Raw genomic sequence first — 12707 nt, 5'->3', positions numbered from 1 at the left:
CGACGCTGGAGAGTATGAACATCCCTTTCCTGGACAACTGGCTGAATCGGCACGAGACCGGACAGGGTGCGGCGCTGGCCTCGGCGCTCGCCGACGACCCCGAGGGCGTCACCGAGATGTTCTCCGAGTGCGAGATGCTGCGCGTCCAGGCGAGAGCGGGCGGGCTGGAACTCGACGAGAGCCCGGCCTCGTTGGAGGCCCTGGACCAGATGATGCCGCGCTGGCGCCGGGACCCGGAGATCACGCCGTGGCTGGGCAACGACGCCGGCTTCTATCTGGGCACGGTGATCATCCGGACCGTGCCCGGGTCCGGCTGGCAGGTGTGGCCCAATGGCCAGCCGGTGATCCGGCTGGCCTCGGGCCGTGAGCTGAACGTGGTCGAGTCGGGGGTCGCCTGGGCCATGACCGGCTCCCCGGAGCTCTGCCAGGCCTATGCCGAGGCTTCCGAGATCTAAAGGGTGTCCGGCGGATCGCGGCCGGGGGCCGATCATCCCTCGAACGGGGGACATTTGGCTTTATGCCCCATTTACGCGTGTCGAGGTGAAGTGCCCTTCCCCGACTGGATAGTTTGCGCTGACCTCGACACAGCCAAAAAGTGGGGCAGCGTATGGCCGTCGATCCGTTGATCGAGCTGCGGGACGTCAACAAGTACTACGGGCAACTGCACGTCCTCCAAGACATCAACCTCACCGTCGGCCGCGGGGAGGTGGTGGTGATCATCGGCCCCTCCGGCTCCGGGAAATCCACCCTCTGCCGGACCATCAACCGGCTGGAGACCATCGAGTCCGGCACCATCCGCCTGGACGGACAGCCCCTGCCCGACGAGGGCAAGGAGCTGGCGGCACTGCGCGCCGAGGTTGGCATGGTCTTCCAGTCCTTCAACCTCTTCGCCCACAAGACCGTCCTCGCCAATGTCTCCCTGGCCCAGGTCAAGGTCCGCAAACGGAAGCGGGACGAGGCCGACAAGCGCTCCCGGGAACTCCTGGACCGGGTCGGCCTCGCCTCCCAGGCGGAGAAGTACCCGGCCCAGCTCTCCGGCGGCCAGCAGCAGCGGGTGGCCATCGCCCGGGCCCTCGCCATGGACCCCAAGGCCCTCCTCTTCGACGAGCCCACCTCCGCCCTGGACCCGGAGATGATCAACGAGGTGCTGGAGGTCATGCAGCAGCTCGCCCGGGACGGGATGACCATGGTCGTGGTCACCCACGAGATGGGCTTCGCCCGCTCCGCCGCCAACCGCGTCGTGTTCATGGCCGATGGCAGGATCGTCGAGGACCGGACCCCGGAGCAGTTCTTCACCGCTCCCGAGAGCGACCGGGCCAGGGACTTCCTCTCCAAGATCCTCAAGCACTGAGGGGCCCCGGACCGATGACCACCCCCAGCCGCTCCCGCCTGCCCGCACACCGCCCCGCCCTGATCCTCGTACTGCTCCTCGCCCTCGTCGCGGCCGTCACCGGCTGCGGAAAGGACGGCAGCCCGCCCGTCAAGGGGCCGCAGCCCGAGGACCTCCCCGTCTACCAGGTCGCCACCGGCTTCAGCCTGCCCGACTCGCCGACCTGGCAGCGCGCGAAGAAACGCGGCCGGCTGGTGATCGGCGTCAAGGAGGACCAGCCCTACCTGGGCGAGAAGGACCCCGCCAGCGGCCGGTACTCCGGCTTCGACATCGAGATCGCCAAGATGATGGCCGCCTCCCTCGGCTTCCGCCCCGATCAGATCGAGTTCAAGACGGTCGCCTCCGCCAACCGCGAGACCGCCCTGCAGAACGGCCAGATCGACTACTACGTCGGCACCTACACCATCAACGACAACCGCAAGAAGCAGGTCGGCTTCGCCGGGCCCTACTACATGGCCGGCCAGTCCCTGCTGGTCCGCCGCGACGAGGAGGACATCAAGGGCCCCGAGGACCTGGCCGGCAAACGGGTCTGCTCGGCGGCCGGCTCCACCCCCGCCCAGCGGCTCGAACGCGAATACCCCCAGGCCGACCTGGTCACCTACGACACCTACTCGGTCTGCGTCGACAACCTGCTGACCTACCAGGTCGACGCGGTCTCCACCGACGACTCCATCCTCCTCGGCTACGCGGCCAAGGTGCCCGAGGAGCTCAAGGTCGTCGGCAAGCCCTTCTCCCGGGAGCCCTACGGCATCGGCGTCCCGCGCGGCGACAACGCCCTGCGCTTCGCCCTCGACGACGCCCTCGCCGCCAACGAGAAGAACGGCAACTGGAAGAAGGCGTACGACGCCACGCTCGGCCTGTCGGGAACGCCCGCCCCGGCGCCGCCCGCCATCGACCGCTACCCGGCGAACTGAGGGGACCGCACCGGCATGGACGTACTCACCGACAACTTCGCCCTCTACGGCAAGGGCTTCCTCGGCACCGTCGAACTCACCGTCTACTCCTCGCTGCTCGCCCTGGTCCTCGGCTTCCTCATGGCCTCCTTCCGGGTCGCCCCCGTCGGTTCCTTCCGGGTCTTCGGCACGGTGTGGGTGACGGTGCTCCGCAACACCCCCCTGACCCTGCTCTTCTTCGCGGTCCTGCTCGGACTGCCGCGTTTCGGGCTGGTCCTGCCCTTCGAGGTGTTCGCCGTCATCGCCCTCGGCTGCTACACCTCCGCCTTCATCTGCGAGGCGCTGCGCTCGGGCATCAACACCGTGCCCAAGGGGCAGGGCGAGGCCGCCCGCAGCCTGGGGATGTCCTTCGGCCAGACCCTCGGCGACGTGGTGCTGCCCCAGGCGTTCCGGTCGGTGATCCCGCCGATCGGCTCCACCCTGATCGCGCTGGCCAAGAACACGGCCATCGCCGGCGCCTTCAGCGTCAACGAGCTGCTGGGCACGTACAAGACGCTCAGCGAGCTCGGCTACAGCATCATCTGGACCTTCTTCTGGATCGCCGTGGGCTATCTGATCATCACCCTGTCCATCAGCGCGCTGTTCAACGTCCTCGAAAAGCGTTGGGGGATCGCCCGATGACCGCCACCGAGACCGGGACCGCGCCCGCACCCGGGCGGCATGCCGACACCGAGTCCACCGCCCTCTACGACATCCCCGGCCCCCGGGCTCGGCGCCGGCACTTCCTCTACGGGATCCTCTCCACCGTGGTGGTGCTGGCCCTGCTCGGCTGGATCCTCTACCTGCTCTTCTCGACCGGGCAGTTCACCGCCGACAAATGGAGCCCCTTCACCTACGAGGGCATCCAGGAACTGGTGCTCAGGGGCCTGGGGAACACCCTCAAGGCCTTCGCCTACGCCTCCGTGCTCTCGCTGCTGCTCGGCGGGGTGCTCGCGACCGGCCGGCTGTCGGTGCACCGGCCGGTGCGCTGGCTGTCCACCGTCTGCGTGGAGTTCTTCCGGGCCATGCCGGTCCTGGTGATGATCTTCTTCATCTTCGTGGCGCTGAAGGTCCAGCCGCTGCCCGCGCTGGTGGCCGGACTGACCCTCTACAACGGCTCGGTCCTGGCCGAGGTGTTCCGCACCGGCATCAACGCGGTGGAGCGCGGCCAGCGCGAGGCGGCGTATGCGCTGGGCATGCGCAAGACCCAGGTGATGACGTACGTACTGGCCCCCCAGGCGCTCCGGGCCATGCTGCCGACCATCATCAGCCAGCTGGTGGTCGCCCTGAAGGACACCTCGCTCGGCTACCTGATCACCTACGAGGAGTTCCTGCACGCGGGCAAGCTGATCGCCTCCAACCTCGACTACGATCTGCCCTTCATCCCGGTCGTGATGATCATCTCGCCCATCTACATCGGGATGTGCATGCTGCTGTCCTGGTTCGCCACCTGGGTGGCCAAGCGTCAGCGGCGCAGCCCCAAGACCGATGCGGGCCATGTCGCCCCGCCCGAGCCGAGGCCGGTGCTGCCGGGACAGAGCTGACCCGCGCAGAGCCGGCCGCGGCCCCGGCAGCAGCCGGAGATCACTGCTCGCGCAGCGGGACCGAGACGTACGAGGGATCGGACCGCGGCGAGGAGAAGGTCAGCTGCGCGCCGGTGGGGTTGTGCTCGATGTAGAGCGGGTCGACCGTGTCGATGACCAGAGCGAGCCGATGCCCCTCGGGCACGTCGTAGGCGGTGGAGAACAGCTCCAGATCCACCCCGAAGGACTGCCCGGGGGTCTTCCCGTGGAAGGTGTACGGGGCGTTGGAGACCAGCTTGCCGATGCCGAGCGGGCCGACGTCGTAGAGGTAGGCCACGAAGGTGCCGTCCGCCCGGGTGGGGGTGACGGTGGTGTGCAGCCTGACGGTGCCGCGGATGCGGCGGGCCTCCTCGTAGCGGCCGGACTGCCAGACGGCGGCGAAGGCGCGGGGAAGCAGCGGAACGGATGCGACCGGGGGAGCCTTGACGAACTGGTCCAGGATGCTGGACAGGAAGACGAGGCCGCCGTTGGCGCCGGAGTCCACGCCCGTGAAGAGGTGCTCGCTGTCGGAGAGCGCCAGCCGCTCGGTGCCCGCCGCGCCGACCGACTTCCAGTCCGGGTAATCCTCGTAGCCGCCCGTGCTACGGGACTTCAGCCGGACCGGGGCCTCGGTGTCCACCCCGTTGCGCTCGCCCTTGAGGTGGTGGTCGAACCAGCGGTGGGCACTGGTCCAGGTGTCGTTGGGCAGGCCCAGCAGGCCGCCCGCCTCGGCGGTGGCGTGGTCGCCCGGGCGGAACTCCAGGCGCTTGGGGCCGGTCAGCTTCTCGAAGAACTCGGCGTATTGGTTGGGCGGGAAGATGGTGTCGCCCCAGGCATTGCCCAGCATGATCGCGGCACCGTTGGCGTTGATCCGGTCGATCTGCTCGGCGGCCGAGCGCTTCTTCCCCCACTCGATCATCTGCTGCTCCTTGGCCAGGTTGGAGCCGAGGAAGTCGCCGAGGATCTGCTTCAGTTCGCCGCCGGGGCGGCCGGTGAGGTATCCGGCGGCCCCGAGCAGACCGGCGGCCTGGCGATGCTGGGTGCGGCCGGAGTAGATCGACTCGATCAGGTCGGCCCAGCCGCTGAGGGCGACCACGGTCTTGATACGGGCATCGTGGGCGGCGGCGAGCAGGCTGATGCCGGCGCCGTAGGAGACCCCGCCCAGGCCGATGCGGCCGGGGTCGGCCGGGCTGTTGGCGAGCGCCCAGTCGATGACGGCCGAGACATCGGCGATGTCCGGCGGGCCGGCCACCTCGATCTCGCCGCCGGAGAGCCAGAACCCGCGGGAGGTGTAACTGACCACCACATAGCCGGAGTCGGCGAGCTTCTTGGCCTGCGCGATGTATTCGATCTGCGGCATGCCCCAGCTGGTGGGGAGCACGATCAGCGGGTATTTCCGGCCGGCCTGGGCGCCGGCCGGGGTGAAGACATTGCCCTTGAGGGTGATCCCGCCGGAGCCCGGGATGTCGTGGAAGCTCGGTCCGCTCTGCTCGGCGGCGGCAGTGCCGGTGGTGCCGGTGGTGCCGGTGGTGGCAGGGACGGCGGCGGCGGGCGCCGCCTGGGCCTGGTGGGGGGCCAGGCCCAGGGCGGCTGCGGCCAGCAGTGCCGTCACGGTTGCGGCAGCTGTGGGGGTGCGTGCCATCAATCGCTCCTCGGGTGCGCCGGGTCATCAAAGTGACCCGACGGTAACGGGAGCGCGTTACCGAAAGTAACCCATCAGTAAGTTACGTGCCGGTAACGATTGAATGAGATTCAGTTGCCGGCCAGGGCGGACTTGGTCTTCCACTCCTCCCAGGAGAGGTTCCACTCCGTGTAGCCGTTGCCCAGCTTGGCGTTGCCCTTCGAACCGCCGCCGGTCACCTCGACCACATCGCCCACCTGGGCCATGGCGAACAGGGCGGCGGCATTGCCGTCGCTCATCCCCACACAGCCGGAACTGGCATTGGCGCGGCCGAAGTTCCCGGAGTTCCAGGGGGCGGCGTGGATGTACATCCCGGACCAGGTCACCCGCATCGAGTAGTCGACCATCTTGTCGTAGGCGTCGCCCAGGCCCACCGTCTCGGAGTTCATGTTGATGGTGCCCTCCTTCGACATCAGCGCCATCTTCCCGGACCAGGACGCCTTCTGGCCGCCGGGCGTGCCCGCCGACACCGGGATCGTCTTCACCGTCTGCCCCTCCTCGGTCACCGTCATCTGCTTGGTGTCGAGGTTCACCAGGAGCCGGCGGTCCTTGCCGGTCTTGAACTCGGTGCTGTAGTCGCGGACGAAGTAGCCGCCGCCCTGGCCGGAGTCCACCCCGTTGAGGTTCATCTGCACCTTGACGTCGGTGCCGGACTTCCAGTACTCCTTCGGCCGCCAGTCCACCCGGTCCTTGCCCGAGTAGTCCGTCATCCAGCCCCAGGAGCCCTCGGTGTTGTTCGAGGTGGTCACCTTCAGGTGCTTCTCCACCTCGGCCTTGTTCTTCACCGGGTTGTCGAAGACCAGCGACACCGGCTGGGCCACGCCCACCGTGGAGTTCTTGCCCGGGAAGATCGAGACCTTGTTCACCTTGTCCGCGGCGCTTGTCTTGAACTGCGCGGTCGCGGTCTGGCTGTCGGCGTTCTGGGCCTCCACCTTGTACTGCCCGCCCGGCGAGGCGTTCCGCTCCGAGGTCCAGGTCTTGCCGTCCGGCGATATCTGGCCGACCAGCTCACCGCCCTTGGCATCGGTCACCTTCACCTGCGTCAGCTTGCCCTCGGCCACGGTCACCTTGACCGGCTCACCCGCCTTGACCTCGGTCCCGGTCAGGTTGACCGAGATGGCCATGGGTGCCTTCGGCTTCATTTCCGCGTTCTTGCCGTCGCCGCTGCCCGAGCCACCGGAACCGCCCGAACAGGCGGTCAGCGCGGCGGCCAGCAGCGCGGTGCCGGCAAGCGCGGCGTGACGGGCGGTACGGCGTGTACGGCTCAACGAAAACCCCTCCGATGCAAAGTGCGTCCGCAAGCCAAGAGCGGACGAACACGACTTTAGGTTCCCTCCGAAGCGGAAAAAGCTTCACTCTTTCCTGTGACGTGGACCGCAGCAGAACGGTCATCGTCCGGTCACAATCGCCGCGCACCTCGGTCATGGACGGCTGTGAAAGTCCTGTGCATCCCCATCGGACGTACCGGACCACCGGAAGGACGGTCAGCCGTGTGTGCCCTGCTCGTGACCCCGCCCGCCTCGCCCCAGCTCGAACCGGAGCTCCGCGTCCGGACCCTGTCCGTCCCCGAGTACCAGGCCTTCCTCGCCCGGCACCGGCAGGCCAGCTTCCTTCAGTACCCGTCCTGGGCCGGGGTGAAGAACCTCTGGCGCTCGGAGCGGGTCGGCTGGCACGGCCCGGCCGGGGACATCCTCGGCGGCGCCCTCGTCCTCTACCGCCAGCTCCCCGGTACCCGTAAGTACTTCGCCTATCTGCCCGAAGGGCCGGTGGCGGACTGGGCCGACCCGCACATCGACCGCTGGCTCACCCCCCTGATGCGCCACCTCCGGGCCGCCGGCGCCTTCGCCGTACGGATCGGCCCCACCCCCACCTACCGCCGCTGGGACGCCGCCGCCGCCAAGGCCGCCGCCGGCCCCGGCCGGCAGATATCCGACGTCCTCGCCACCGAGGCCGACCCGCTCGGCACCGCCGTCGCCGACCGGCTGCGCACCCGCGGCTGGAAGCGCTGCGGCGGGGAGGACGACGGGGACGCCCAGCCCCGGCACGTCTTCCGGGTCCCGCTGGCCGGCCGCTCCCTCGACGACCTGTGGTCCGGCCTCAACCAGGAATGGCGCCGCAACGTGCGCAAGGCCGACAAGGCCGGCGTGGAAACCACCGTCGGCACCGCCGAGGACCTCCCCGAGTTCTACCGGCTGCTCCAGCTCACCGAGGAACGCGACGGATTCCGGCTCGGCCGCTCCCTCGCCTACTACCGGCAGCAGTACGAGGCCCTGAACGCCGAGGCACCCGGCCGGATGCGCCTCTACCTGGCCACCCACCAGGGCGAGATCCTCGCCGCCCACACCATGATCGTGGCCGGCCGCCGGGTCTGGTACCAGACCGGTGCCTCCGCCGACCACCGCCGCGAGGTCCGCCCCAGCAACGCCCTCCAGTGGCGCATGCTGTGTGACGCCCACGCCCTCGGCGCCGACGAGTACGACATGCGCGGGGTACCCTCCACCCTCGACCCCGACGAACGTTCCTTCGGACTGCTGCGCTGGAAGCTCGGTACCGGTGGGCAGATCGTGGAAACACTCGGCGAATGGGAGATCCCGATGGACGGATACGCCAACTCGGCGCTCTACAAGGCCTTCCAGGCCTACCTGGCGCGCCGGTGACCAACAGCACCACGGCCGGCCCGGCTGCCACGGCACCCATGACCGCCGGGCCCGAACCCATACCCGTGGCGGAGCAGCAGCAGCCCAAGGCCTCGATACTCCGCAGCGGCGCCCTGATGGCGGCCGGCTCCATCGTCTCCCGCGCCACCGGCTTCATCCGCTCCGCCGTGGTCGTCGCCGCCCTCGGCACCGGACTGCTCGGCGACACCTACGCCGTCGCCAACACCGTCCCGAACATCCTGTACATGCTGCTCATCGGCGGCGCGCTCAACGCGGTGTTCGTCCCCGAGCTGGTCCGGGCCGCCAAGGAACACGCCGACGGCGGCCGGGCCTACACCGACCGGCTGCTGACCGCCTGCACCGCCGCCCTGCTGGTCCTCACCGCCGCCGCGGTGCTCGCCGCACCGCTGATCGTGGCCGCGTACACCCCGTACCAGGGCGCCGAGGCGAGCACCACCGTGGCACTGGCCCGCTACTGCCTGCCGCAGATCCTCTTCTACGGCCTGTTCACCCTGCTCGGACAGGTCCTCAACGCCCGCGGCCGGTTCGGCGCCATGATGTGGACTCCCGTCCTCAACAACATCGTGATCATCGGTGTGTTCGGCCTGTTCCTGTACGTCTCCCACGACGCGGCCGACGGCCTGACCGCGGCCGAGACCCGGCTCCTCGGCCTCGGCACCACCGCGGGAATCGTCGTCCAGGCCCTCGCCCTGGTCCCCTCCCTGCGGGCGGCCCGGTTCCGCTGGCGCCCCCGCTTCGACTGGCGCGGCAGCGGCCTGGCCCGCCCGCTGCGCAATGGCGGCTGGCTGGTCCTGCTGGTCCTCACCAACCAGATCGCCTACTGGGTGGTGACCCGGCTCTCCACCACCACCGGGACCCAGGCGGTGGCCGAGGGCATCGCGGGCGGCGCCGGCTACACCGCCTACAGCAACGCCTACCAGCTGTGGATCGTCCCCCAGGGCATCATCACGGTCTCCCTGGTGACCGCCCTGATGCCGCGGATGAGCGCCGCCGCCACCGACGGCGACCTCAGCGCCGTCCGCCGCGACGTCTCGCAGGCCCTGCGCACCAGCGCCGCCTTCGTGGTCCCCGCCGCCTGCCTGTTCGCCGCGCTCGCCCCCTGGGTCATGGGCAGCGTCTTCGAGTACGGGCGCACCGGTGCCGCCGACATCGAGCTCATGGCGGGCATGCTGATCGCGTTCGCGCCCGGCCTGATCGCCTTCTCCGGCCAGTACGTCCTCTCCCGCGGGTTCTACGCCCTCTCCGACACCCGGACCCCGTTCTTCCTGAACCTGGTGATCGCCGGGCTGAACGCCGGGCTGTCGGCCGCCGCCTACTGGCTGCTGCCCGCCCGGTGGGCCGTCACCGGTATGGCCGGCGCCTACTCGCTCGCGCTGATCGCCGGCTGCGCGGTCACCGCGTACACCCTGGCCCGCCGGCTCGGCCCGCGCGGCGGCACCCGGACCGAACGCCGCACCAGTGCCCTCCGTACGCACCTGCGGCTGCTGGCCGCGAGCATCCCGGCCGGCGCGGCGGGCTGGGCGGCGGCCCGGTCCGCCGAAGGCCTCGGCAACCTCGCGGCGCTCGCCGCGGGAACCGCGGCCCTCGCCCTCGTCGTCGTGCTCCTCGCCCGCCCGCTGCGCCTGACCGAGATCACCGGCCCGCTGGACTCCCTGCGCCGCCGCATCGGCCGGTAGCAGGAAGCCCCCCGACCTCACCCCCCGACACCACTGACACCCCTGGGATACTGACCCGATGCCACGCGTACTCCTGATCGAGGACGACCCCTCCGTACGGGAAGGGGTCGGCCTCGGGCTGCGCCGCCGCGGCCACGAGGTCAGCGCCGCCGAGACCGGTGAAGCCGGCCTGGCCCTGCTGCCCGGGTTCCGCCCCGAGCTGGTGCTGCTCGACCTGATGCTCCCCGGGATCAACGGCGTCCAGGTGTGCCGCCGCATCCGCGAGACCAGCCAGATCCCGATCATCATGCTGACCGCGCGCGGCGACGACTTCGACGTGGTCGTCGGCTTGGAGGCCGGAGCCGACGACTACATCGTCAAACCCGCCCGCACCGAGGTCATCGAGGCCCGGATCAAGGCGGTGCTGCGCAGGCTCTCCGACCCCGGCGCCCGCCCCGGCGTCGAGTTCCACGGCGAGCTCGCCGTGGACCGGGCCGGCCTGACCGTCGCCAAGAACGGCGAGCGGGTCGCCCTCGCCCCCAGCGAGCTCAAGCTGCTGCTCCACCTGTCGGCCTCGCCCGAGCAGGTCTTCAGCCGCCAGCAGCTCCTGGAGTACGTGTGGGAGCACAGCTACCACGCGGACGCCCGGCTGGTGGACGCCTGCGTCCGCCGCCTCCGTACCAAGATCGAGGACCCGGCGGGCAACCCCCGCTACATCCAGACCGTGCGGGGCTTCGGCTACCGCTTCGGCCCGCTGTGACCGGCGTGACGACGAGCACCGGGGCACCTCGGTGATACGTTTCCGCCCGCTCGGCCTGCGCACCCGCCTGATCGCCGCCTTCCTGCTGGTGGCCGCGATCAGTGCGGTGAGCACCGCCGCGTTCACCTACCGGGAGGCGCGTACCGCCATCCTGCGGCAGTCCCAGGACGTGGCCGTAGAAACCCTCCGCGACCAGGTCGAGAACCTGGCCGCGATCCCCCTGCCCCTCGACGAGCAGGCCCTGCGCCGCATGATCAACGAGATCGCCAAGCGCAGCAAGCCGCACCCCTGGTACCTGTACGCCGAGTACGGCTCGATCCGGATCTCCACCACCGACCGGCCCACCTCCCCCCTGATCACCCCGGAGCTGCGGGCCCGGGTGACGGGCGGGAACCTCGCCGCCTTCCAGCGGGTCACCGGCCCGGACGGCACCCCCACCCTGGTCGTCGGCATGCCGGCCGCCTTCACCCACGACGGCATCCGGCAGCCCACCGGGCTGGTCTTCTACCTCACCATGCCGCTGATCTCGGAGCAGGCCACCGTCAGCCTGATGGTCGACGCCGCCCGCCAGGGCGCCCTCCCCGGCCTCGCCATCGCCCTGGTGCCGGCCCTGATCGCCGCCCGCAGCGTGCTCCGGCCGGTCCGCGACCTGCGGCGCGCCACCCAGCGGATCGGGCAGGGCAGGCTGGACACCCGGCTGGAGGTGCGGGGCGCCGACGAACTCGCGGGCCTCGCCCGGACCTTCAACGAGACCGCCCGGGCCCTGGAGAAGTCGGTGGACGAACTCCAGCAGGCCGAGGCCCGGGCCCGCCGGTTCGCCGCCGACGTCTCGCACGAACTGCGCACCCCGCTGGCCGGGATGCTCGCCGTCACCGAGGTCCTCGACGAGGACGCCGAACATCTCGACCCCGACACCGCCAGGGCACTGCGGCTGGTCAGCACCGAGACCGGCAAGCTCGCCGTGCTGGTCGAGGACCTGATGGAGATCTCCCGCTTCGACGCCCGCGCCGCCGAACTCAACCTGGACGACGTGGACATCGCCGAGGCCGTCTCCAAGACCCTGGAGCGCCGCCAGTGGGGGCCCGGCCAGGTCGTCACCCAGCTGCCCCGGAACGTCCGGGCCCGGCTGGACTCGCGCCGCTTCGACGTGATCCTCGCCAACCTGGTCGGCAACGCCCTCAAGCACGGCGAGGCCCCCGTCCAGGTCTCCGTGCACACCGCGGCGGGCTCCGGCGGGGACCGGCTGGTGGTCGAGGTCGCCGACCGGGGACCCGGTATCGCCCCCGAGGTGCTGCCGCACATCTTCGACCGCTTCTTCAAGGCCGACGCCTCCCGGGCCCGCTCCTCCGGCAGCGGTCTGGGCCTGGCCATCACCCTGGAGAACATCCGGCTGCACGGCGGGACCGTGCGCGCCGCCAACGGAGCCGCCGGTGGTGCGGTGTTCACCGTCGACATGCCGCTGGAGGCCCGCGAATGAACCGCAGACTCCGCCCCCGTCGCGGCGGGCGCCCGGTCGCCGCGGCCGGCGCCGCCGCACTGCTCGCCCTGCTGCTCTCCGGCTGCGGCATCGAGCCCACCTGGGTGATCGAGAGCGGCCAGGCGGCCTCCGTCAGCGTCGGCGACCCCAACGGGACCGCCATGATCTACCTGGTCGACCCGGCCGGCCGGCTCGCCCCGGTGCCCCGCCACCGGTACCCGCCCTACTCCGCCCCGGAGCTTGTCCGGCTGCTGATGAACGGCCCCGAGGAGGCGGACACCGCGGCCGGCCTGACCACCGAGCTGCCCTCCGGGCCCGAGAAGGACCTCTTCCACGCGACCGCCTTCACCAACCGCTCGGACGGTGTTCTCGAGGTCCGGGTGGGCTTCCCGGTCGCCAGGCTGAGCCCGCTCGCCCGCCGTCAGGTGCTGTGCACCGTCGCCTTCGCCACCCCCGGCCGGGGGTCGTCCGAGCTGGTCCTGACCGGCCCCGACGGCAGCCTGCCGGCGGAACGCTGCGGCCTGAACTAGGAGGGGTGTCCGGTGGGTCATGGCCGGGCCCGGCCATGACCG

At 70.5% G+C, this 12707-nt stretch carries 12 protein-coding genes; 10 read left to right on the top strand and 2 right to left on the bottom strand.

The genetic code is table 11. The features are described from left to right. Positions 1-14: 14 nt before the first annotated feature. From DEJ50_RS05990 to DEJ50_RS05970, 5 genes are all read left to right on the top strand, one after another. The gene (locus tag DEJ50_RS05990) at positions 15-455 is read left to right on the top strand and encodes a DUF6278 family protein (RefSeq protein WP_150206549.1); all 441 of its coding nucleotides are present in this window, start codon (positions 15-17) and stop codon (positions 453-455) included. A gap of 152 nt (positions 456-607) precedes the next feature. After that, positions 608-1351, top strand: a complete 744-nt coding sequence (locus DEJ50_RS05985) for an amino acid ABC transporter ATP-binding protein (protein ID WP_150206548.1) — start codon at positions 608-610, stop codon at positions 1349-1351. A gap of 14 nt (positions 1352-1365) precedes the next feature. Further along, entirely contained in the window at positions 1366-2304 is a 939-nt protein-coding gene (locus DEJ50_RS05980) for a glutamate ABC transporter substrate-binding protein (protein WP_150206547.1), read from the top strand. Between the two features lie 15 nt (positions 2305-2319). Next, positions 2320-2964 carry an amino acid ABC transporter permease gene (locus tag DEJ50_RS05975; protein WP_150206546.1) on the top strand — a complete coding sequence of 215 codons (645 nt, stop codon included), beginning with the start codon at positions 2320-2322 and terminating at the stop codon, positions 2962-2964. Continuing rightward, positions 2961-3866 (top strand): amino acid ABC transporter permease, encoded by a 906-nt coding sequence (locus DEJ50_RS05970; RefSeq protein ID WP_150206545.1) that lies wholly within the window; start codon positions 2961-2963, stop codon positions 3864-3866. Before DEJ50_RS05975 ends, DEJ50_RS05970 begins: the two co-directional genes overlap by 4 nt. Positions 3867-3906: 40 nt before the next feature. Here the strand turns inward: DEJ50_RS05970 and DEJ50_RS05965 are convergent, their stop codons facing one another. Further along, complete coding sequence (locus tag DEJ50_RS05965; RefSeq protein WP_150206544.1) at positions 3907-5526, bottom strand: CocE/NonD family hydrolase; 1620 nt, start codon at positions 5524-5526, stop codon at positions 3907-3909. A 110-nt stretch (positions 5527-5636) separates the two neighbouring features. Then, on the bottom strand, positions 5637-6833 hold the full coding sequence (locus tag DEJ50_RS05960; RefSeq protein WP_150206543.1) for an Ig-like domain-containing protein: 1197 nt from the start codon (positions 6831-6833) through the stop codon (positions 5637-5639). 222 nt (positions 6834-7055) lie between these two features. Between DEJ50_RS05960 and DEJ50_RS05955 the strand changes: the two genes are divergently transcribed. Genes DEJ50_RS05955 through DEJ50_RS05935 form a run of 5 tightly spaced genes read left to right on the top strand, consistent with a single transcriptional unit; the run spans position 7056 to position 12665 of the window. Further along, entirely contained in the window at positions 7056-8222 is a 1167-nt protein-coding gene (locus tag DEJ50_RS05955; RefSeq protein WP_150206542.1) for a lipid II:glycine glycyltransferase FemX, read from the top strand. Positions 8223-8260: 38 nt separating this feature from the next. Beyond that, positions 8261-9919 (top strand): murein biosynthesis integral membrane protein MurJ, encoded by a 1659-nt coding sequence (gene murJ / locus DEJ50_RS05950; RefSeq protein WP_150211939.1) that lies wholly within the window; start codon positions 8261-8263, stop codon positions 9917-9919. Positions 9920-9977: 58 nt separating this feature from the next. Further along, positions 9978-10658 carry a response regulator transcription factor gene (locus tag DEJ50_RS05945; RefSeq protein WP_150206541.1) on the top strand — a complete coding sequence of 227 codons (681 nt, stop codon included), beginning with the start codon at positions 9978-9980 and terminating at the stop codon, positions 10656-10658. Between the two features lie 31 nt (positions 10659-10689). Further along, positions 10690-12135 (top strand): sensor histidine kinase, encoded by a 1446-nt coding sequence (locus tag DEJ50_RS05940; RefSeq protein WP_150206540.1) that lies wholly within the window; start codon positions 10690-10692, stop codon positions 12133-12135. Then, entirely contained in the window at positions 12132-12665 is a 534-nt protein-coding gene (locus tag DEJ50_RS05935) for a hypothetical protein (protein ID WP_150206539.1), read from the top strand. The genes DEJ50_RS05940 and DEJ50_RS05935 overlap by 4 nt, the downstream gene beginning before the upstream one ends. Positions 12666-12707: the final 42 nt, after the last annotated feature.

It is taken from the genome of Streptomyces venezuelae, assembly GCF_008642295.1.
Lineage (GTDB): Bacteria > Actinomycetota > Actinomycetes > Streptomycetales > Streptomycetaceae > Streptomyces > Streptomyces venezuelae_C.
The sequence above is the reverse complement of the archived record's forward strand: the minus strand, read 5'-3'. Positions and strand labels throughout refer to the sequence as shown.